General features: G+C 58.3%; 23 protein-coding genes. 19 read left to right on the forward strand and 4 right to left on the reverse strand.

The window, feature by feature from the left end:
• Window positions 1-11: 11 nt before the first annotated feature.
• Window positions 12-788 carry a PTS mannose/fructose/sorbose/N-acetylgalactosamine transporter subunit IIC gene (locus PMX60_RS02185; RefSeq protein ID WP_006235817.1) on the forward strand — a complete coding sequence of 259 codons (777 nt, stop codon included), beginning with the start codon at window positions 12-14 and terminating at the stop codon, window positions 786-788.
• The gene (locus PMX60_RS02190) at window positions 772-1,632 is read left to right on the forward strand and encodes a PTS system mannose/fructose/sorbose family transporter subunit IID (protein ID WP_006235816.1); all 861 of its coding nucleotides are present in this window, start codon (window positions 772-774) and stop codon (window positions 1,630-1,632) included. The genes PMX60_RS02185 and PMX60_RS02190 overlap by 17 nt, the downstream gene beginning before the upstream one ends.
• On the opposite strand, the gene PMX60_RS02195 is transcribed toward PMX60_RS02190, so the two are convergent.
• Window positions 1,629-2,384 (reverse strand): GntR family transcriptional regulator, encoded by a 756-nt coding sequence (locus PMX60_RS02195; protein WP_271746715.1) that lies wholly within the window; start codon window positions 2,382-2,384, stop codon window positions 1,629-1,631. The genes PMX60_RS02190 and PMX60_RS02195 overlap by 4 nt on opposite strands.
• A 124-nt stretch (window positions 2,385-2,508) precedes the next feature.
• Here PMX60_RS02195 and PMX60_RS02200 point away from each other — a divergent pair, with 124 nt between their 5' ends.
• The 6 genes from PMX60_RS02200 to PMX60_RS02225 all read left to right on the forward strand — a co-directional run bounded on the left by PMX60_RS02200 (window position 2,509) and on the right by PMX60_RS02225 (window position 6,863).
• On the forward strand, window positions 2,509-3,576 hold the full coding sequence (locus PMX60_RS02200; protein ID WP_271746716.1) for an alpha/beta hydrolase: 1,068 nt from the start codon (window positions 2,509-2,511) through the stop codon (window positions 3,574-3,576).
• Between the two features lie 331 nt (window positions 3,577-3,907).
• Entirely contained in the window at window positions 3,908-4,228 is a 321-nt protein-coding gene (locus tag PMX60_RS02205) for a type II toxin-antitoxin system prevent-host-death family antitoxin (RefSeq protein WP_006235812.1), read from the forward strand.
• A complete protein-coding gene (locus tag PMX60_RS02210; protein ID WP_006235811.1) occupies window positions 4,225-4,575 on the forward strand; it encodes a type II toxin-antitoxin system RelE family toxin in 351 nt (116 codons plus the stop codon). Before PMX60_RS02205 ends, PMX60_RS02210 begins: the two co-directional genes overlap by 4 nt.
• A gap of 336 nt (window positions 4,576-4,911) precedes the next feature.
• Complete coding sequence (gene purE, locus PMX60_RS02215; RefSeq protein WP_006235810.1) at window positions 4,912-5,376, forward strand: 5-(carboxyamino)imidazole ribonucleotide mutase; 465 nt, start codon at window positions 4,912-4,914, stop codon at window positions 5,374-5,376.
• 35 nt (window positions 5,377-5,411) lie between these two features.
• Window positions 5,412-6,410, forward strand: a complete 999-nt coding sequence (locus tag PMX60_RS02220) for a class B sortase (protein WP_271746717.1) — start codon at window positions 5,412-5,414, stop codon at window positions 6,408-6,410.
• 3 nt (window positions 6,411-6,413) lie between these two features.
• Window positions 6,414-6,863, forward strand: coding sequence for a molybdenum cofactor biosynthesis protein MoaE (locus PMX60_RS02225; protein WP_271746719.1), 450 nt, complete (start codon window positions 6,414-6,416; stop codon window positions 6,861-6,863).
• 106 nt (window positions 6,864-6,969) lie between these two features.
• Here the strand turns inward: PMX60_RS02225 and PMX60_RS02230 are convergent, their stop codons facing one another.
• A complete protein-coding gene (locus tag PMX60_RS02230; protein WP_271746721.1) occupies window positions 6,970-8,199 on the reverse strand; it encodes a putative ABC transporter permease in 1,230 nt (409 codons plus the stop codon).
• Between the two features lie 296 nt (window positions 8,200-8,495).
• On the opposite strand from PMX60_RS02230, the gene PMX60_RS02235 reads away from it, so the two are divergent.
• The 11 genes from PMX60_RS02235 (at window position 8,496) to PMX60_RS02285 (ending at window position 18,584) form a co-directional block, all read left to right on the forward strand.
• Window positions 8,496-10,166, forward strand: coding sequence for an amidophosphoribosyltransferase (locus tag PMX60_RS02235; protein ID WP_271746722.1), 1,671 nt, complete (start codon window positions 8,496-8,498; stop codon window positions 10,164-10,166).
• 156 nt (window positions 10,167-10,322) lie between these two features.
• Window positions 10,323-11,426 (forward strand): phosphoribosylformylglycinamidine cyclo-ligase, encoded by a 1,104-nt coding sequence (purM, locus tag PMX60_RS02240; protein WP_271746723.1) that lies wholly within the window; start codon window positions 10,323-10,325, stop codon window positions 11,424-11,426.
• Window positions 11,416-12,117 (forward strand): phosphoribosylglycinamide formyltransferase, encoded by a 702-nt coding sequence (gene purN, locus PMX60_RS02245; protein WP_271746724.1) that lies wholly within the window; start codon window positions 11,416-11,418, stop codon window positions 12,115-12,117. The genes purM and purN overlap by 11 nt, the downstream gene beginning before the upstream one ends.
• Before the next feature lie 152 nt (window positions 12,118-12,269).
• Entirely contained in the window at window positions 12,270-12,734 is a 465-nt protein-coding gene (locus PMX60_RS02250; RefSeq protein WP_271746725.1) for a PTS sugar transporter subunit IIA, read from the forward strand.
• Between the two features lie 180 nt (window positions 12,735-12,914).
• Window positions 12,915-14,138: a peptidylprolyl isomerase gene (locus PMX60_RS02255; RefSeq protein ID WP_271746726.1), complete on the forward strand. Its 1,224-nt coding sequence runs from the start codon at window positions 12,915-12,917 to the stop codon at window positions 14,136-14,138.
• 54 nt (window positions 14,139-14,192) lie between these two features.
• Window positions 14,193-14,636 carry a GatB/YqeY domain-containing protein gene (locus tag PMX60_RS02260; RefSeq protein ID WP_006235801.1) on the forward strand — a complete coding sequence of 148 codons (444 nt, stop codon included), beginning with the start codon at window positions 14,193-14,195 and terminating at the stop codon, window positions 14,634-14,636.
• A gap of 246 nt (window positions 14,637-14,882) precedes the next feature.
• Window positions 14,883-15,614, forward strand: a complete 732-nt coding sequence (locus PMX60_RS02265; RefSeq protein WP_022094215.1) for an amino acid ABC transporter ATP-binding protein — start codon at window positions 14,883-14,885, stop codon at window positions 15,612-15,614.
• 8 nt (window positions 15,615-15,622) lie between these two features.
• Complete coding sequence (locus PMX60_RS02270; RefSeq protein WP_271746727.1) at window positions 15,623-16,498, forward strand: transporter substrate-binding domain-containing protein; 876 nt, start codon at window positions 15,623-15,625, stop codon at window positions 16,496-16,498.
• A 25-nt stretch (window positions 16,499-16,523) separates the two neighbouring features.
• Window positions 16,524-17,270, forward strand: coding sequence for an amino acid ABC transporter permease (locus tag PMX60_RS02275; RefSeq protein WP_035136546.1), 747 nt, complete (start codon window positions 16,524-16,526; stop codon window positions 17,268-17,270).
• 3 nt (window positions 17,271-17,273) lie between these two features.
• Complete coding sequence (locus tag PMX60_RS02280) at window positions 17,274-17,912, forward strand: amino acid ABC transporter permease (protein ID WP_271746728.1); 639 nt, start codon at window positions 17,274-17,276, stop codon at window positions 17,910-17,912.
• A 48-nt stretch (window positions 17,913-17,960) separates the two neighbouring features.
• On the forward strand, window positions 17,961-18,584 hold the full coding sequence (locus tag PMX60_RS02285; RefSeq protein ID WP_271746729.1) for a cytidylate kinase-like family protein: 624 nt from the start codon (window positions 17,961-17,963) through the stop codon (window positions 18,582-18,584).
• A 127-nt stretch (window positions 18,585-18,711) separates the two neighbouring features.
• On the opposite strand, the gene gltA is transcribed toward PMX60_RS02285, so the two are convergent.
• Together gltA and PMX60_RS02295 are read right to left on the reverse strand one after the other, a co-directional pair.
• Complete coding sequence (gene gltA, locus PMX60_RS02290) at window positions 18,712-20,121, reverse strand: NADPH-dependent glutamate synthase (protein ID WP_006235794.1); 1,410 nt, start codon at window positions 20,119-20,121, stop codon at window positions 18,712-18,714.
• Window positions 20,112-20,951, reverse strand: a complete 840-nt coding sequence (locus PMX60_RS02295) for a sulfide/dihydroorotate dehydrogenase-like FAD/NAD-binding protein (RefSeq protein WP_271746730.1) — start codon at window positions 20,949-20,951, stop codon at window positions 20,112-20,114. Before PMX60_RS02295 ends, gltA begins: the two co-directional genes overlap by 10 nt.
• Window positions 20,952-21,143 lie beyond the last annotated feature (192 nt).

Here is a 21,143-nt window from a genome sequence, read left to right on the forward strand (position 1 = left end):
GAGGGAGAAATATGCTGCTTCAGGCTTTTCTGGTTGGTCTTGCCGCTGCGATAGGTCAATCGGATTATTTACTCGGTACTGCGATGGTCGAGCGGCCGATTGTCCTCGGAGCGATCGTCGGTATTTTTTTGGGTGATATTCCGACTGGCGTTATTGTTGGTTTCCAGCTCGAACTCGCGTTCATGGGGGTCTGGCAGGTTGGTGCTGCCGTGCCGCCCAACGTAATTGTTGGTTCAGTTTTGGGAACAGCCTTTGCGATTACTATGGGTGCGGGTCCCGAGACCGCTCTGACTATTGCTATGCCCACTGCGGTGCTTGCCGGCATGTTTGACAGCCTTATGTATAGCGTTGTTACGCCTCCTATGGCTGTCTGGGCTGATCGTGGTGCCGAAAAAGACGACCCCAAAACGATTGCAGCCGCTATGTGGACCAATGGAATTCTCTACATCATTGCGCTTGGCTTGATTTGCGGCGTGGCTTTTTACGTTGGAAATGATGCTGTTCAGGCACTGATTGACGCCATTCCTGATTGGCTTACGAATGGGCTTACGATCGCAACGGGTATTCTGCCCGCGCTTGGATTTGCGCAGCTTATGTCAATCCTGTCCACCAAGGAGCTGAGCTTCCTATTCTTTGGAGGCTTCTTGCTGAGTGCCTATCTAAACATTCCGACGATCGGTATCGTGGCGTTTTCGCTGATCCTGATTGGGATTCTCAATATGGCTCACATTTTTATGCCTGCCAGTGCGGCGGTCGCTAAGGAGGTTGACGATGACAACGAATTCTAATGATGTTCTTGAGCTCTCGCCGGAGTCAAATAAATCGACCGATAAGAGAATAACCAAGAAAGACTTAAAGGCGTTATTTTGGCGCAGCTTTCCACTCAACATCATGTGGAGCTTTGACCGACAAATGAACGTTGGTTTCTGCTACGACATGATTCCGGTAATCAAGCGGTTATACGATAAGCCTGAAGACCGGATCGAGGCATATAAGCGTCATCTTGAGTTCTACAATATTCAAGTTACGTTTAATCCTCTGGTCGCCGGCATTGTGGCCTCCATGGAGGAGGAAAACGCCAACAATCAGGACTTTGACACCGCCTCAATTAACGCCATGAAAGCATCGCTTATGGCTCCGCTTTCCGGTATTGGAGATTCACTGATTGCCAGTACGCTTCGCATGATTGCGACGGGCGTTGTGACAGGACTTTGCCTTTCGGGCAGTCTGCTCGGCCCAATCCTGTTCCTGCTTCTTTATAATGTCCCAACGATCCTGATCCGCTGGTTTGGGCTTCAGTATGGTTATTCGCTTGGCAGTGGCATGATTTCGAAGCTGAACGATTCTGATGTAATGCACAAAGTTACGTCCGGCCTGGCGATTGTGGGACTAATGGTAGTTGGTGGAATGGTGGCGACCACCGTTGCAGTTACCACTCCGCTCGCTCTTAACTTCGGCGACACCGCGTTTAAGTTGCAGGAAACGCTCGATGGGATATTCCCGGCTCTTTTGCCGCTCTGCGCGTTCGGGATCATGTGTCTTTGCAATAAGAAACAGGTCAAAATTATTTGGCAGATTGTGGGCATTCTCGCTGCGGGTATTGTGCTCGGCGTCCTGGGGATTTTGGGCTAGAGAAGGCGTCCATCTTTTGAGATGCTGAACTCGAAGGACGATGCGTCTGCTCGCCAAACGGTTTTCGAATAGTGGAGCGGCATTTCATTGCAGGCATATGTGACGTGCTCGACAACGCTCACGGGGGCTCCAACGATATAACCGAGAAGGTTTGCTTCTTGGAGCCCCGCTATTCCTGCGGTGATTTTGAGTTTCTCAATACCGGTTGCGATGCTGTAATGGTTGGCGATCAGGTCGAAAAGACGGGCATTGTCTGTGAGAAGCTCCAGTAGTCCGGGTAGAGTGCCCTGCGTTGCATAAATGGTGTCGATGGCGCAGGGGGCATTTTCGATATAAACCAAGCGCGCAACTCGTTGCACTACGGTTCCGTTGTCAATTTTGAGCTCCCGTGCAATGTGGGCATCAGCCTTGATCAAGCCTGTTTCCAAGATGGACTTGGTTGTTTTATCGCCGTATTGGGGGTCGGAGCTCAAATTGAAAATGGTGCTTGTTCCTCGTTTCAGGGTGAGCTTCGATGGGTTTACGAATGTCCCCTTGCCTCGCAGGCGGTAGAGCAAGTTTTGGTCAATGAGATTCTGTACGGCGCGTCTTACGGTGATCCTGCTTACTTTGTATTGCTTGCAAAGCTCGGTTTCGGTGGGAATCTGACTGCCGCCGGGGAGTTCGCCAGAAACTATTTTCTTGAGGATATCGTTTTCAACGGTCTGATAGAGAAGCTCTGGCTGAGTGAGCTCGTCTTTTGCTGCAGGCATGGTGGACCCCTTGGTCTTCAGTTTCTTTAGTACATAGATATACGACAACTGAGGACATCATAAGCCGTTATCTCAAAAGTTATGGAAATATCGATTTGGCGTTATCGCCGAGAGGGGATTTAAGATGGGCAGACAATACGACGAGGCGTTGATTGGCGCCATCTCCGGTCGCTCGTTTATAACCGAGAAGAGGGGACTCGAGGTTCAAATTCGTCCGGTTCCTGATGATGAAAGAGAGCATGTGCTTGACCCGCGAATTCTCGAGGTATCCCGCAAGAAGATGCGGAATGTTAGCATGTCTCCGAGCTGGACGAGCCTTATTGGAATGCGTCATCGCCCGGATAAGCCGACATACCGCCTACTCGATGGTGAGGTTCAGCGCGATGAGGTCCTCATGGAGGCAGCCGATCGCTATATAGATTTATTCGTCTGGACGCCACCAAATCATAAGGAGGCAAGTCCAGCGCTAGTTTACCTGCATGGCGGCGCGTTTATGGCGGGGAATGTTCTGCAATTTGAACATCAGCTCGAGTTCATCGCCGAAAAGTCTGGTGCAGTGGTGGTTTATCCGGAATACCGCTTGGCGCCGGAGACGGCATTTCCCGGGCAGATCGAGGATTGCGTTCTTGCTCTTGATTATGTGCGCGAGCATGCCGGGGATCTCGGAATCGATCCTCATAAAATAATGGTCGCCGGCGACTCTGCGGGAGGAAGCCTTACTAATGCGTGTGTTCAGCTCAGGGGTGCTGGAGCTGTAGCCCATGCCTTCGAAATCTATCCTGAAGTCGACCTTGCGGGCGAACAGGGCGAGGGATATGAGGATTTTCCTGCGATAGCCGATCAAGAGGACGTTGCGCGTTTTCGCATCGACCATCTTCGCGATTCGGACGGCCCGATGGTCGAACTTTGTGCACACGGAAAAATGTCTCCTCATGACCCGTTGATTTCTGCGCTAATGCTTGAGGACTGCACTGATTTCCCCCCGGTGACTATCGTGACATCCGAATACGATCCGCTTCGTATCCCCGATGAAAAATGGGCTACAAAATTACGGTCTTCAGGAATCGATGTCGAGGTCATCGAATATGCCGGATGTGACCATGGTTTCTTCGATCTTTTTGGCGTGTACCCGCAATCGGAAGACGTGTGTTTGTTGATGGCTGAGAAGCTTAAAGAAATGGCTGTACAATAACGTCTCTCGGCGATAAGGGACTGAAGTCGCCTGTGTTTCTGCATTCGTGGTTCTCAGTCTGATTAAAAATGAGGCTTGCTCCTTGCCCGAGTGGGTGGGGAGCAGTTTGTTTTTTGTAGCGATACGAGGTGAGTGCCGCGCACTTTAGATCGCCATTTTGCTTCGCTGTATACCACTTGACGTAATAAAAGAGGCAAGGGCGGTGCGAGGGCCAACAGTCATTCTAAGCTCGGATTCGTATCCTAAAAGGTTGTTTCGGTTGCGTGGTACAATATAGCAAAAAAGAATGATAAAATGAATTCGAAAAAGAATTCATTTTTAGGAGGTATGTATGCCTGCTTTGCAGATGCTCGACAACCTTGTTCCAATTAGCGATTTCAGCCACGGTAAGGGCTCGGCTGCATTTTCGAAGGTTGGGGACGACAATCCAGTTGTGGTTCTCAAACACAACAAGCCAGCGTTTGTGATTGTGACACCCGATGAATATAGGGAAGCGAAGCAAGCGGAGGAGGACCTCGCCTTGTTAACGTTGGCACTTAAGAGAGTGGCTGTGGCACGTGACGATGCGCTTGTTTCCCTGTCTGATGTTATGGAAGAGCTGGGTGTGAGCCAGGACGAACTCGATCAGATGGATGAGGTCGAGTTTGAATGAGTGGGTACGAAGTCGCTTTCTACCCGGATGCTCTCAAGGATATTAAGCGTCTGGACGGCTCCCAACGAAAGATCGTCCTTAAGGCTATAGAAAAAATCAGAACGAACCCATTGCCGCAGAACGAAGGTGGATTCGGCAAGCCTCTTGGAAACAAGGCAGGTACGGATTTGACTGGCTTTATGAAAATCAAGCTCAGGGGAAGTGGCATTCGAATCGTGTACCGCCTCATCAGAATTAAAGAAAAGATGGCCATCGTAGTGGTAGGCGCTCGCGAAGACATGGAAGTCTACCGAACTGCTCAGAGACGAGAACTCGATTTCGAGAAATGGGCGGAAGAGAATATCTAGCTTTAACGATGAACGACGAGTGAGCGTTGGTGGGGCCCTGACGAATTAGATTCGTCAGGGTTTTTCGCTGAACCAATTGCCTTCAGTCTCCGTTGACCTTTCCTTCCAATTCATCAGCCAACGTACGTCATGGCAATTCCCGGTAGGTCGCAGGGCGCTTCGCGGGCGGGCCAGGCTTTATCTGAACGACTTTGCGAAGCAACCGGAGTGAAGATAAAGCCTGGCCCGCCCGCGAAGCGCCACAAAGACCGCAGGGACGGGAGCAGCTATACTACTCTCAGTAGTTAAGGGTCGCGGATCCGCCGCGTCGCCGTTCTCAACAGGAGGTCTTTGTTTATGGCAGATCAAAAGCCGGTTGTCGGGATCATCATGGGTTCCAAGTCCGACCTGGGCGTTATGGAAGGTTGCACCGCCGAGCTCGAGGCGCTGGGCGTGCCCTATGAGCTTGTCATTGCGAGCGCACACCGCACACCGGCGAAGGTCCACGAGTGGGCTTCGACTGCCGCCGATCGCGGTATCAAAGTGATTATCGCCGCCGCCGGCAAGGCCGCTCACCTGGGTGGTGTCGTGGCTGCCTTTACGCCGCTGCCGGTCATCGGCGTGCCTATGAAGACGAGTGACCTGGGCGGCATGGATTCGCTGCTGTCGATGGTGCAGATGCCTTCGGGCGTGCCCGTGGCCTGCGTTGCCATCAACGGCGCCAAGAACGCCGCCATCTACGCCACGCAGATTCTGGGCGCTTGCGACCCCGAGTACCGCAAGGTTATCGAGAAGATGAAGCAGGAGATGGCCGACGCCTAGGCGTTCCGCCGTTTCACCGCAGTATAAGGAGAGCCATGTCCGACTATCAGGGAAAACGATTCAAGGCTTCTCAGATTCCCGATCCGTCGAAGCCGGGTGCTGCCCATGCGGCACAGCAGGGTCGGACATCCTCTCCTCAGCAGCCGCGCGCGCCGCGTTCCGTAACGCCGGCGACGCATCGTCGACAGGACGCGCCGGCCGCATATCGACCTTCATCTTATAGCAACGCTAAGAAGCCGCCCCGGTCTTCATCGCATGCCGCGCCGTCGGATTACACCGAGCCGCCGCGCAAAAAGCGCCGCTCCATTATTCCCATTCTGCTCATCATCGTGGGCATCGGTCTGATTGTCGCCGCTGCCGCTATCTTTATTAATGCTCAGATTGGCTATAAGCAGGCGAGCGATTCGTATCAGAAAATCGAGAAGCAATATATAAGCGATAAGGACGCCAGCGGCGTGCCGATTATCGACTTTGATGCACTTGCCCAGACGAATCCCGAGGTTGTGGGTTGGATTTACGCGCCCGGCACCAACATCAACTATCCCGTCGTGCAGACCAACAACAACTCCAAATACCTCAACACGCTGTTTGACGGTACGTCCAATGCATCGGGTGCGATCTTCTTGGACAGCGACGATACCGCGCCGGGCATGGTGGATCAGCAGACCACGATCTACGGCCACCATATGAACGATGGGTCGATGTTCAACGTGATTTCGGACACCACCGACCAAGCGACGTTCGATAGCATCGAGTACGTGTATTACATCACGCGCGATGCAACGTATAAGCTGCGTCCGCTGGCGACCAAGGTCGTTGAGGATACGTACTCCAAGGCGCGCGCGACCAACTTTGAGGGCGACGACGGGCTCAAGAACTATCTGTCCGAGATGCTCGACGGTGCCTCTGCCGTGGCGAGCGATGCGGGCGATCGCGCCGCCTCGGCAACCAAGGTCGTAACGCTTGTGACCTGTCGTTCGTTATCGCTGAGCAACACACGTGCCGTCATGGTGCTCACGCCGGTCGAGGAATAGATAATGGGCTACTCAATGACGGTGAAAGGGGAAATGATGCTCGAGAATGGCAAAACGATGCCTTCGGTTGATGCTTGGCTGCGCGAGGCCAAGGCCGATTCGTCGGCACCTGCGTGCGGTATGTATCTGACACATAACGGTGTGGTGCGCGCGACGCCCAAGGCCGAGGCGCGCGGTGTCGAGACCGATGGCGTGGCGCCGGGCCACAAGGTGGGCGGCATGGTGTTCGGCTTCGATGCTCAGAAAGTGCAGGCTGCTATCGAGGCCACGCGCGCGATGCCGGGTATCGGCTATGTGCGCGTGTGGCTGGCAAGCGGCGAGCTCGCCGTGGGCGACGACATCATGCTCGTGCTCATTGGCGGAGACATTCGCCCGCATGTGGTCGATGCGCTGCAGTCGCTCGTCGGCACCATCAAGAACGAGTGCGTGAGCGAGGTCGAGCGCGAGGCGTAAGGCCTCGTCGGCAATCCGAGTCTGTCTATAGCGAAAGCCCGCCGGCAGTTCATGTTGAACTGCCAGCGGGCTTTGATGTGTTGGAGCTATTTTGCTCTGGCGTTTGCTACACGCGTGTGGCGTCCTTGGGGCTCATGGTCATACTCTGAAAACGGTTCTCCATATATTCGTTATCGAAATGCTTGTCATAGAACTGTGCGACGGGAATATTTCGAACGGTTCCGTTGACGCGCTGATACCAATAGTCGAGCGATTGCAACGTCATGACGCCGTCGATCAACATGACGGCGGTCAGGATGACGGTAGCAGAGTAGCGGCGTTTCCATGGAATCATATTGATGAGCTTAAGCAGGCGCGGCAGCAAGACCTTGATCCAGATGAGGCCACCCAGGCCCCACATGCAGGCAAACGGCGTGCATGTGCGTCCCCCGGTCAATACCGCGATGGGATCGGGCATGCCGAATAGCCTAATGTGTGAATAGCTCCACGACACCACGCCAAATGAGGTCTGCATAAACCAGCCTACAAACACCTCGAAAGCGCCGCCGATCAGGGCACTTACCAGGAAAATGATCAGAGGATTCTTTTTATAGAAGCGGTTGAGCGCCATGGTCATGAGCACCGCGCCAAATCCGTAGATGGGGCTAAAGGGGCCAAATAGCATACCGGCACGGTCCTGATAGACGCCGGGATCGACGACGACCATATGCCAGACTTCCTCGAGAATGAGACCTAACACGCTGCAGACGAAGAATACCCAGAACAGGTTGAAGTAGTTGAGCTTGATGTAGCCCTCGCCGGTTTCGTCGCGGCCGAGCATCCCCTCGGCGGCGGCATCGCGGTCGAGCATCTCTTGCAGACGGCGCTGCAGTTCGCGCTCCTGGCGTAGCGTGGGGTCGACGGTGGCCGACAGCGCAATGAGGATGACAAGCTGGACGGCGGGGCGCAGCAGGAAGGGTCCGATGCCCTGGAGCATCACGTCAACTAAAAGCTCCACGACGGTAAATGCGATGAGGACGTAAGACAGGCGGGCGGCATTGCGCCGCTGGTCCTTGATGAGGTCCAGGCCAAAGACGATCAAGATGATCGCGCTTGCCGCCGAGAGCATAATGCCGGCGACGATAAGGCCAACCGCGACCAGGGTGTTATCACCGAGCTTAGCGGCGACGTTGCCGTTAATGAGTGCGGTGATGACCTGCCACATAAAGACGGCGACTGACGGGAGCGTGCCCACGCCAGATAGGGTGCACAGGACTGCGTAGACCTTGATGATAAGGGGGACCTTCTTGGCCTCCGTGGTGCTGGGGACACTGGGGTCGAGTTGATTTCGATCCATACGCTACCTTTCTCGTCTTGTAGTAGCCTACAAGGATACGCCGACGACCAGCTAAAAGACAGGACGAACGTCCCAATTGCAACAATGTAGCCCCTAGCGCGGGCGAGACACGGCGCACGGGAAGTCTTCGAGGCCGTTGCCCCTGAGAGTGGACTATCCAATAAAATGTTTGGTCGCAAAACGGATAATAAGCTCGGTGGGCTTTTAAAAAGCGCTGCTCATGCGCTGGGGAGCGCGTCGCGCCGTGCGTATAATAAGGCGGGTAACGCCAAAATACGAGGCTCTGAGGGGATGCCATGTCTCAAGAAACCATCCGCGCGGCCGAGCGCGCCGCGGGACAGGTGAACGCCATGTCGACGTATGATCCGGACTCCGACCAGCTGCATGAGGAATGCGGCGTTTTTGGTGTCTGGGCGCCCGATCGCGACGTGGCTCGACTGACGTACTTTGGCCTGCGTGCACTGCAGCACCGTGGCCAAGAATCGGCGGGAATCGCCGTTGGTGACGGCGGTACGGTTATGGTCCGCAAGGATCTGGGCCTGCTCGACCGCGTGTTCTCCAATGCCGACTTGTCGACGCTCTCCGGTCAGCTGGCCGTGGGTCATGTGCGCTACGGCACCGCCGGCGCCAAGAGCTGGGAAGCCTCTCAGCCGCACCTCTCTACCATCAATAGCGTCATTATCGCGCTCGCGCACAACGGCACCCTCGTCAACACCGACGAGCTGCGTCGCCAGCTGATCGAGCTGGGCGTACCGTTCCTCTCCAACTCGGATTCCGAGGTCGCGACCAAACTCATCGGCTACTTTACTCAGCGTACAGGCCATCTGCGCGAGGGCATTCGCAAGACCATGGAGCTCGTGCGCGGCGGCTACGCCATGACGCTCATCAACGAGCAGGCGCTCTACGCATTCCGCGATCCGCATGGCATTCGCCCGCTGGTGCTGGGCAAGCTCGTGGACGAGGGCCTGGACCAGGCCGATGCCGCTTCCGTTTCGCAACTGCCGTCGCAAGACGACGCCGCGACGGTCGACGCTGCCACCCATGTCACGCGTGCCGGCGGCTGGGTCGTTGCCTCCGAGACTTGTGCGCTCGACATTGTGGGCGCCGAGTACGTCCGCGACGTCCGTCCCGGTGAGATTTTGCGCATCAGCGCCGAGGGCCTTGTGTCCGAGCAGGGCGTGCCTGCCGCCGAAGAGCCTGCTAACTGCATCTTTGAGCAGGTCTACTTCGCTCGCCCCGACTCCATCATGAACGGCAAGAGCGTCTACGCCTGCCGTTATGACATGGGTCGTCAGCTGGCACATGAGGAGCCCGTCGAGGCCGACCTGGTCATCGGCGTGCCCGACTCCGGCCTGCCGCCCGCGGAGGGGTATTCGCACGAGAGCGGTATTCCCTTTGGCGAGGGCCTCATCAAGAATCGCTATGTGGGCCGTACGTTTATCGAGCCTACGCAGGAGCTGCGTGCCATGGGTGTGCGTATGAAGCTCAACCCACTGCGCGACAACATCGAGGGCAAGCGCCTGGTCGTCATTGACGACTCCATTGTCCGCGGCACCACCATGGTGCAGCTCGTCAAGATGCTGCGCAACGCCGGCGCCAAGGAGATTCACATCCGCATCAACTCGCCCGAGGTCATCTGGCCGTGCTTCTACGGCATTGATACCGACGTGCAGTCGCAGCTTATCAGCGCCAACAAGACGGTCGACGAGATTTGCGAGTATATCGGCGCCGATTCGCTGGCCTTCCTTTCGGTCGAGGGCCTGCTGAAGGTCATGCCCAAGGGCGGTTACTGCGATGCGTGCTTTACCGGACGCTACCCCGTGGCGATTCCCGAGAGCTTTGGCCGCGACAAGTTCATGGAGGGCTTTAAGCCCCGCAACCTGGACAAGCCGCTGCACGTTGACGACGACGCCGTGGTCGAGAAATACGACGACCGCAGCTGGGAAGAGGAGCACGGCGAGGCCTAAAGCCTGCCATGTAGGGACAGGTTTATTTTGGTAGGTTTTACCTGCTGTTTTGTTGATATGACGGCGCGTGCCGTTATGGCGTGCGCCGAAATGAACGCAACTATGAGCACCGTTTGGTGCCTGTGCGGCAAACGGTAGTGGGAGAGGAAGGCTCAGATGAGCGACAGCAAGCATGTGACGTACGAGGACGCCGGCGTCGATACCGCCGAGGGCGGCCGCGCCGTCGACGCTATTAAGCAGATGGTCAAGGACACCAACCGCCCCGAGGTTATCGGCGGCATCGGCGGCTTTGGTGGCCTGTTCTCGGCCGCCGCGCTTAAGGATATGGAAGACCCGATCCTGATCAGCGGCACCGACGGCGTGGGCACCAAACTCGTGCTCGCCCAGATCATGGACCGTCACGAGACGGTGGGCCAGGACCTGGTCGCCATGTGCGTCAATGACATTTTGGCTTCGGGCGCCGAGCCGCTGTTCTTCCTGGATTACGTTGCCATCGGTCACATTGAGGCCGAGCACATGGCAAAGATCATCAAGGGCGTGGCCGACGGCTGCAAGCTCGCGGGTTGCGCGCTCGTGGGCGGCGAGATGGCCGAGCACCCGGGTGTCATGGCCCCCGCCGATTACGACCTCGCCGGCTTTACCGTGGGTGTTGTCGATCGTCCCAAGATGCTCGACCCCGCGAACGTTCGCCCCGGCGATGTGATCCTGGGCCTGCCTTCCACCGGCGTGCATTCCAACGGTTACTCGCTCGTGCGCAAGGTTATCGGTGTCGACGGCATCAAGCCGGGCACGCCCGACGCTGCCGCTAAGGCCGAGGAGCTGAGCCGTCCGCTCGAGGAGCTCGGCGGTGCTTCGCTGGCCGACGCTCTGCTGGCCCCCACGCGCATCTACGTCAAGCCGATTCTTGAGCTGCTGCGCGGTGGCGCCAACGTTCATGCCATCGCCCACATCACCGGCGGCGGTATTACCGAGAACCTCAACCGCGCGCTCGCCGACGACGTCGATGCCGTGGTCACCCGCAACGGCGCCGAGATGGGCTGGGATGTTCCGCCCGTCATCACCTACGTGTCGCGTCAGGCCGAGCTCGCGCCCAACGAGGCATGCAAGACCTTCAACATGGGTGTCGGCCTGTGCCTGATCGTCGCCCCCGAGGACGAGGCTGCCGTGACCGAGGCTCTGGTCGCGCTAGGCGAGAAGCCGTTCCGCGTGGGTGAGTGCGTCGAGGGCTCCGGTAAGGTCGTGTACTCCGATGAGCGCTAACGAGCAGATGACTGCTGCCGAGGGCCTGGGCTTTGTACCCTACACCCGTCCGACCGGCACCGATACGGCCGAGCCGCTTAAGATTGGCGTGCTTATCAGCGGTTCGGGTACCAACCTGCAGGCGCTGATCGACCTGATCGCCGCCGGCAAGCTCAACGCCTCGATTGAACTTGTGGTGTCGAGCCGTCCTTCGGCCAAGGGCCTGCAGCGTGCCGAGCGTGCGAGCATCCAGACACTCACGCTGTCCAAGGATGTCTATGCCGATCCCATCGCGGCTGACGAGATCATTGCGCATGAGCTGCTCGAGCGCGGCTGCGAATATGTGGTCATGGCCGGCTACATGCGCATGGTGCACACGCCGCTGCTGGCGGCGTTCCCCAATCGCGTGGTCAACCTGCATCCGGCGCTGCTGCCGAGCTTTACCGGCGCCCATGCGATTGACGATGCGTTTGCTCGCGGCGTCAAGGTGACCGGCGTGACCGTGCACTTTGCCAACGAGATCTACGACAACGGCCCCATCATCGCCCAGCGCGCGCTGGCTGTCGAGGAGGGCTGGGACGTCGACACACTCGAGGAGCACATCCACGCGATCGAGCATGTGCTGTATCCCGAGGTCGTGCAAATGCTCGCCGACGGTCGCGTTCACGTGCTGGAGAGCGGCAAGGTCGCAATTGATGCGCCTCGCGGCTAGTGGCGCACAGTACAATTTAGCCGAGTAGTCAGGGTGGTCATTGGCGCCAAGGCGCAAGTGGCCATCCTTTGTTTTAGGTAGTCATTGGGGACGTTCTTAAACGACTAGTCGTTTAAGAACGTCCCAGGTGACTAGGTGAGAGAGGTGAGCGTATGGCGAATAACGAAGCGCTGTTTACGCCCGAGCTGGTGTTTTTTGATTGGGAGTGCGCGACGCCGGGCGAGGTGTTTGCGCGGCTCGAGGGCGAGCTTGCCCCGCGCGGCTACATTGCCGAGGGTTGGCTCAACGCCGTCCGCACGCGCGAGGACGCCTATCCCACGGGTCTCGCCATGCCGGCGGCAAACATCGCCATTCCGCATACCGATCCGGGATTTGTGGCCAAGCCCTATATTGCGGTGGTAAAGCCCGCCGCACCTGTGACGTTCAACGCGATGGCGGGCATGGGTGCCCCGGTGCCGGCGCAGATCGTCATCAACCTGGGCATTGCCGAGCCGGGCGGCCAGGTCGAGGCACTTCAGGCGCTCATGAATAACTTTATGGACACCGACGCTGCAGCCGATGTACTTGGCCAGACCACGCCGCAGGGCATGGTCGACGCCATCCGTCGCCACTTTTAAGGTCGGCACTGGGGGACCGTCCCTAACTGCCGGCCTAAAAGGAACGTCCCTGACTGCCGGGTCTGTCCCCTTTGCACCAAAATGGTGCAGATTAACCTGTCCCCCATGCACCAGGTGTGTCGCGGGGGCTGCGTTGTGACACAATGGCGTTTGTTCGATTCGTAATGCGAAAGGCCAAACATGGCAAATAAGAAAAAGAACCCCGAGGTCGCGCCGACGTCCGAGCAACGGTCCCGCGCCGCCTCCAGCTCTCGCAAGAAGCAGCGCAAGACCTATGTGTCCAAGACCGTCAAGATTGTCCTGGTGGTCATCGGCGTGCTGGCGATGCTGCTCTCCGTCTCGGCCATGGCGTGCTCCGGCCTGATGTCGCAGACCGAAAGCGCCAGCTCAGGCTATAAGCTCACTGGTGGCGTGGCTGCCACTATCAACGGCACCAACCTCACCGAGGACACCGTGACCAAGCAGATTATGAGCATGCGCACGTCCTACGGCTACACCAAGGACAAGGACTGGGCACAGTACCTGGTTGACAATGACCTCACGCCCAAGAAGTACCGCAAGCAGCTCATTGACTCCTACGCGCAGCAGATTCTGCTTCAGCAGGCGCAGAAGGAAAACGGCGTGACGGTGTCGGACAAGGAGGTCGAGAAGGCTTGGAAGGACGCGTGCAAGAGCGCGGGCGGCGCCAAGACCTTTAAGAAGACGCTTAAGACCTACGGCTACACCGAGGACACCTACAAGGATTCGCTCAAGGAGAGCCTGGCGCAGCAGAAGCTCAAGGATGCCGTGGCACCCACCAGCAAGCCCAAGGACAGCGAGATTGTCGATTACATCAATGAGAACCTGTCCAACTACAACGATGCCCGTCGTTCGTCGAATATCCTGATCAAGGTCGATTCTGACGCTTCCGACGAGGACAAAGCTGCCGCCAAGGCCAAGGCGCAGGAGTGCCTGGACAAGATCAACTCCGGCGAGCTGAGCTTTGAGGACGCCGTGGAGCAGTACTCCGACGATACCGGCTCCAAGGACAAGAAGGGCGATGTGGGCTGGGACAAGCTCACCACCTTCGTCGACAGCTACCAGGCGGCGCTCGAGGGGCTCAACAAGGGCGATGTGAGCGACGTCGTCGAGTCGACCTATGGTTATCACATCATCAAGTGCACCGACTACTTCCATGTCGATAATCAGGTCGATGACATTAAGCAGGTGCCCAAGGACATCAAGAAGTACGTCTCCAACGTGGTGAAGACGCAGGCGGCAAGCACCGCGTACAGCGAGTGGCTGGAGCAGTACAAGAAGGACGCCGACATCACCGTTAACCCCATGCCCAAGGACGTGCCGTACAACGTCAGCCTGAAGGGCGTCACCAAGAGTTCGACCGACAATTCGTCGACGACTGAGTAATCATGGGGCGGCGCTCGTGTGAGTGCCGCCCGCACTATTGAGGAGGATTTGCAGATGACCAACGAAGAGCTGCAGAAGGAAATGATCGCGGCCATGAAGGCCAAGGACAAGGTTCGCCTGTCTATCATTCGCCAGGTTAAGGCCGAGGTGAAGAACATCGAGGTCAACGAGCGTCGCGATGTGACCGAGGAAGACGTCAACAGCATGATCAAGCGTCTGATTAAGCAGACGAGCGAGACGCTGGAGATGTCCATCAAGGCCGGCACCGACCAGGAGCGTACCGACAACCTGACCGAGCAGGTCAAGATTCTGGAGAGCCTGCTGCCCGCGCAGGTTTCGGGTGAGGAGCTCGAGGCCCTGATCGAGCAGGTTATCGCCGAGCTGGGTGCCACGTCCAAGAAGCAGATGGGCCAGGTTATGGGTGCCCTGGGCAAGGCCACCGGCGGCAACTTCGATAAGCCGGCCGCAGCAAAGATCGTCGGAGCAAAGCTTGCGTAAGGGCCGAGCGGTACACAGTTGAGGCTGAGGGGGCGTGACCATTGCGGTCGCGCCCCTTTTTTGCTGGGCGGTGCTCATTGGGGACGGACTTAAATGAGTGCCCAATGAGTAGGCACTCATTTAAGTCGGTCCCCAATGAGTGAGTGGAAGGTTGCGGGTTCTTTACGGGAATGTAGTGTGGGCTGCGAAAACGTGGTTCTTTCCGTACAATAGTTCAACTCGTGTAAACGCAGGGAAGGGACATTCATGGCAGACATGATCGAGATCAAGCATCTCAACAAGTACTTTGGCGACCTGCATGTGCTCAAAGATATCAACCTCACCGTCAAGCGCGGCGAGAAGCTCGTAATGATCGGGCCTTCCGGTTCGGGTAAGTCGACGCTCATCCGTTGCGTCGATTATCTGGAGGAGCCCACGTCGGGCGAGGTCGTCATCGACGGTACGCCGCTCACCAAAAAGAACCACCTGGAGATGGCTCGCAAGTATAGCTCCATGGTGTTTCAGCAGTTCAACCTGTATCCCAACATGACGGTGCTGGGCAACCTGACGCTCGCGCCCATCAAGCTACAAAAGAAGAGCAAGGAGGAGGCGACCGAGATCGCTATCGCCGCGCTCAAGCGTGTCGGCATGGCGCATAAGGCCGGCGAGTATCCGCAGAATCTCTCGGGCGGTCAGCAGCAGCGCATCGCCATCGCCCGTGCCCTGTGCACCAAGCAGCCCATCATCCTGTTTGACGAGCCGACCTCGGCACTCGACCCCGAGATGGTCCAGGAAGTTCTGGACGTCATGATCGAGCTCGCGCAGGAGGACATCACCATGATCTGCGTGACGCATGAGATGGGCTTTGCGCGCCAGGTGGCCGACCGCGTCATCTTTATGGAGGACGGCCGCATTCTGGAGGAGGGCACGCCCGAGCACTTCTTCGATAACCCCGAGAACCCGCGCTGTCGCGAGTTCCTGTCCAAGATTCTGCACTAGGCGCGGTGATGGACATGACGGATATGACGAGGGAGGCCGTGTCGCGCCGTCACTTTTTGCAGCTGGCTGGCGCCAGCATGCTTGCGCTGACGGCGACCGCGCTTACCGGTTGCGGCAACTCCACCAGCGGCGAGGGCTCCGACAAGGGGTCCAAGCTTGCGGCCATCAAATCGCGTGGCCATCTGAATGCCGGCGTTAAGAAGGACGTTCCCGGCTACGGCTATTACGACACCGCCAAGGGCCGCTTTGAGGGCATGGAAGTCGATTTGTGCTACCAGATCGCTGCTGCCGTCTTTGGCGTGAGCTACAAGGAGGCCCGCGCCCAGGAGCTTGTCGAGTTTACTGACGTAACGCCCAAGACGCGCGGCCCGCTGATCGATAACGGCCAACTTGACGTGGTCGCGGCGACCTACACCATCACCGACGAGCGCAAGAAGAGCTGGGATTTCTCGACGCCGTACCGCACCGACTACGTGGGACTCATGGTCAAGAAACGTTCGGGCTTTACCTCGATTGAGGACCTGGACGGCAAGGTCATTGGCGTAAGCCAGGGTGCCACCACGCAGGGCCTGATCGAGCAGATGATCAAGGACAACGGCTTTAGCTGCAAGCCCGAGTTTAGGGCCTTTAGCGGCTACCCCATCATCAAGAGTTCGCTCGACGCCGGCAATATCGACGTCTTTGCCATGGACCGCTCCACGCTGGCCGGCTATATGAACGAGACCGTTGAGCTGCTGCAGCCCGAGGTCAAGTTTGGCGAGCAGGGCTACGGCGTGGCGACCAAGAAGGGCTGCGACCTTTCGGCCGTGGTCGATCGGGTGATTTGCAACCGCCTAGCCGACGGCTGGCTCGACCAAGAGGTCAAGACCTGGGGTCTTGTATAGGCGCATCGTCCAAGGAAGGAATCAAATGCTCGAAGGATTATTTGACGCCGACCGTTGGTCGACGACATTTCAAAACATGGGGCCCTTCTGGGAGGGCTTTGGCGTGACACTGCAGGTGGTCGTTGCCGGCCTGCTGTTGTCGCTGGTGCTGGGCACGCTGCTGGGCGTGTTCTCTACCACTCGCTCGCGCGTGCTGCGCGCCATAAGCCGCGTGTACGTGGAGTTTTACCAGAACACCCCGTTGCCCGTGCAGGTGCTCTTTATGTACATGGCCGGTCCGCAGTTTTTGCAGGCCATAACCGGTGCCGACCAGCCGGTGCGCATCGCGCCGTTCGTGCTGGGCTTCTTGGGTGTGGGTCTGTATCACGCGGCCTACATCTCGGAGGTCATCCGCACTGGTATCGAGGCGGTTCCGCGCGGTCAGATGGAGGCGGCCCAGAGCCAGGGCTTCACCCGTGCGCAGGCATACTGGTACATCGTGCTGCCCCAGACGTTCAAGATCATTCTGCCGCCGCTGTGTAACCAGGCGCTCAACCTGGTCAAGAACACGTCGGTGCTGGCACTTGTGGCCGGCGGCGACCTTATGTACCGTTCCGACAACTTTGTGAGTCTGTACGGTTACCTGCAGGGATACATCGTCTGCTGCCTTATGTACTTCATCATCTGCTTTCCGCTCGCCATGCTGGTGCAGTGGCTCGAGCGCCGCTCCAAGGAGCGTCCGCGCGGCGTGAGTCTGGCCGAGCTGGGGCTCGACAACGTAGAGGAGGCCTAGCGCATGGAAATCTTCAACGCGACCAACCTGCTCTACATTTGGGGCGGCTTTGTTAAGACGATCGAGATCTCGGCGCTGTCGATCTTTTTCTCGCTGATCTTTGGCACGGTACTGGCGCTCGTTAAGAGCTATGCGCCCCGCCCGTTCCGTATTTTGGTAAGCGCCTATATCGAGCTGTTCCGTTGCACGCCAAACCTGCTGTGGATCCTGTTTATCTACTTTACGGTGCAGGGTTTGGACATTGTGATTTCGACCATCGCCTTTACGATGTTTACCAGCGCCGTTATGGCCGAGATTGTGCGCGGCGGCCTCAACTCGATTCCGCGCGGCCAGTTTGAGGCGGCGCAGAGCCAGGGTTTTGGCTTCTTTGCCACCATGCGCTACATCATTCTGCCGCAGACATTTAAGACGATCATTCCGGCGCTGTTTAGCCAGTGCACGACCGTCATTAAGGACAGCTCGTATCTTTCGGGCATTAACGTGGCCGAGCTCATGTACACGGCAAACGTCGTGATGGCCCACGCGATCGACCTGTCGCAGGTGCTTATGCTCTACGGCCTGGTGTTTGCGATGTACTTTGTGCTCAACTTTGGTATCTCGCTGCTGGTCCGAGCGTATCAGAGGCGAATGGTGGCAGCGTAGAATGTGGCAAAGGGACAGCCCCTTTGTCACATAGAGAAAGGAATCGCGATGAGCGATCTGGTGAATAAGAAGAGTCCTGTGGTCATTACCATCGCGCGCGACTTTGGCGCCGAGGGCCACGAGATTGGTCGCATGCTTGCCGACGAGTTGGGGATTCCGCTGTACGATAACGAGCTGCTGGTACGTGCTTCGCTGCGCGCGGGCGAGTCGCTCGACAAGATGGCTGCCTACGACGAGCGCCTGGCCGTGGAGAACATGGCGTTTCTGCCCGACCGCTACGATGCGCGTTCGTACTCGGATAAGTTGTTCCAAAAGATGAGCCAGGTGATTTTGGATCTGGGCGAGACCGAGAGCTGCATTATCGAAGGCCGTCTGTCCGATTACCTGCTGCGCAACAACCCCAACCACATTGCCGTGTTGGTGACAGCCCCCTTTGAGGACCGCGTCGAGATCGTGCGCAAAAAGCGTGGCCTTAACAAAAAGAAGGGTGCCAAGCTGGTCAAGCAACAGCAGAAGGCGCGCGAGGCGTTCTATAAGCGCTACAGTGCCGGAAAGTGGAAGATGACGAGCGGTAAAGACATCGTCGTCAACCGCGCCAAGCTGGGCCGCGAGGGTTGCAAAGACGTTATTGCCGCAGCCTACCGCTACAAGGTGGCGCAGCTCGAAGACTAACCGACCAAAACCATCACAAAGGTGCCTGTCCCCATCGTGGTGGTTTGGGCGGCCGGCATAGAAAAAGTCCCCGCCGGGCGTGTGCTCGACGGGGACTTTGCCGTTTGGTGGCTAGCTCTGTAGGTGATTACTCGCCCAGCAGGCTCTTGGTGATCGAAGCGGCGGCCTTCTTGCCGGCGCCCATCGCCAGAATGACCGTAGCGGCACCGGTGACGATGTCGCCGCCGGCCCAGATGCGGGGATCGGTGGTCTGGCCGGTCTCCTCGTCGGCGACGATGTAGCCCCACTTGTTGAGCTCCATCTTGCCACCGATCTTCTTTGCGAAGGGGTTGGCGTTGGTGCCGATAGCCGAGATCGCGACATCGCAGGGAATCTCCTCGATGGCGCCCTCGATGGGCACCGGGCGACGACGGCCGGACTCGTCGGGCTCGCCGAGCTCCATCTTCTGGACCTTGACGGCGCATACGGAGCCGTCCTCGCCAGCGACAAACTCGAGCGGGGAGACGAGCGGCAGAACCTCGACGCCCTCGGCCTTAGCATGGTGCAGCTCGGCGCGACGGCAGGGCATCTCGTCCTCGGTACGACGGTAGGCGATGATGGCGTGCTCGGCGCCCAGACGCTTGGCGGTACGGACGGCGTCCATAGCCACGTTGCCGCCACCAAAGACGACGACGTTCTTGCCGTGCTTGGTGGGGGTGTCGTACTCGGGGAACTTGTTGGCCTTCATCAGGTTCACGCGGGTGAGGTACTCGTTGGCGAAGAAGACGTTGGGCAGGTTCTCGCCGGGGACGTTGAGGAACTTGGGCAGGCCAGCGCCGGTCGCCACGTAGATGGCGTCGAAGCCCTGCTCGAACAGCTCCTCGGCCGTGGCCATGTTGCCCACGACGGAGTTGTACTCAAACTTGACGCCCATGTCCTCCAGGCCGTCGATCTCGCGCTTGACGACCGCCTTGGGCAGACGGAACTCGGGGATGCCGTAGACCAGCACGCCGCCGCCGGTAAAGAAGGCCTCGAAGACGGTGACGTCAAAGCCGTTGCGGGCGAGCTCGCCGGCGCAGGTGATGCCGGACGGGCCGGAACCGACGACGGCGACCTTCTTGCCGTTCTTGGGGGCCATCTTGGGCGTGGAGGCGAGCTCGGGGCGGTCACCCAGGAAGCGCTCGAGCTGGCCGATGGCCACGGGCTCGGACTTCTTACCACGGATGCACTTACCCTCGCACTGGTTCTCCTGCGGGCAGACGCGGCCGCAGATGGCGGGAAGCATGGAGTCCTCGCGGATGGTATCGAGAGCGCCGCCGAAGTCCTTCTCGCGGATCTGCTCGATAAAGCGGGGGATGTTGATGTTGACGGGGCAGCCCTCAACACAGAACGGCTTCTTGCAGTTGAGGCAGCGCTCGGCCTCGGCCAGCGCCATCTCCTCGGTGAAGCCCTTGTCGACGGGGCGGAAGTCGCAGGCGCGCTCGGCAGCCGGCTCCTCGTTATCGGGGGTGCGGGGCGACTTCATATCGGCAACGAAACGACCGTTAACTAGTGGCATGCGCAGCTCTTTTCCTCATAGGCCTTGAGGGACTCGCCCTCTTCGGAACGGTAAGCGGCCTGGCGGGCACGAAGGTCATCCCAGTCGACCAGGGTGGCATCGAAGTCGGGGCCGTCGACGCAAGCGAACTTGGTCACGCCGCCCACCTCGACGCGGCAGCAGCCGCACATGCCGGTGCCGTCAACCATGATGGGGTTGAGGGACGCGGTGATGGGGGTGTCGTACTTCTGGGCGGTGAGGGTCGAGAACTTCATCATCGGAACGGGGCCGACGCAGAAGACCTGGCTCACGGCCTTGTCCTGCAGCAGGCGCTCCAGCGGAGCGGTAACAACGCCCTGCTCGCCGTAGGAGCCGTCGTCGGTGGTGATGTGGATGTGGTCCTCGTCGAGGAGCTCGCGGAACTGGTCCTCCATGAGCAGGAGGTCCTTGGTGCGGGCGCCCATGATGGCGTGAACTTCGTGACCGGTCTCGACCAGGTGCTTGGCGACCGGGAAGGCAATTGCCAGGCCGACGCCGCCGCCAATGACGGCGCAGGGGCCCTCGGCCATCTCGGTGGGAACGCCCAGCGGGCCCACGACGTCGTGCAGCGACTCGCCGGCCTCGTAGGTGGACAGCATCTCGGTGGTCTTGCCGATCACCATGAAGATGAACTCGACCCAGCCCTCGTCACCGTTCCAGCCAGCCAGGGTAAACGGGACGCGCTCGCCCGTCTCGTTGGCGCGAACCATGAGGAACTGTCCAGCGTGCGCATGCTTGGCGATTGCAGGCGCCTCGATGCGGAACTTGAACACCTTCTCCGAGAACTGCGTCTTCTCCAGGATCTTATACATAGAACCCCTCTCTTGTTAGGGCCGCCGAACCGTGCCTCCACGGAAATGGACGGTAGCCCGAATAAAACCGTACGCGCACAGGCGTTGTGCAGACATACGGTGCAAATTATACCCTCATGGACATGTCGCTTACGTGTATCTTCGGCGGTTGGGAGCAGGGTTTATCCACTTTGGCCTACCAAAGGGGGAGAG

Source organism: Collinsella aerofaciens (assembly GCF_028206995.1).
Lineage (GTDB): Bacteria > Actinomycetota > Coriobacteriia > Coriobacteriales > Coriobacteriaceae > Collinsella > Collinsella aerofaciens_AQ.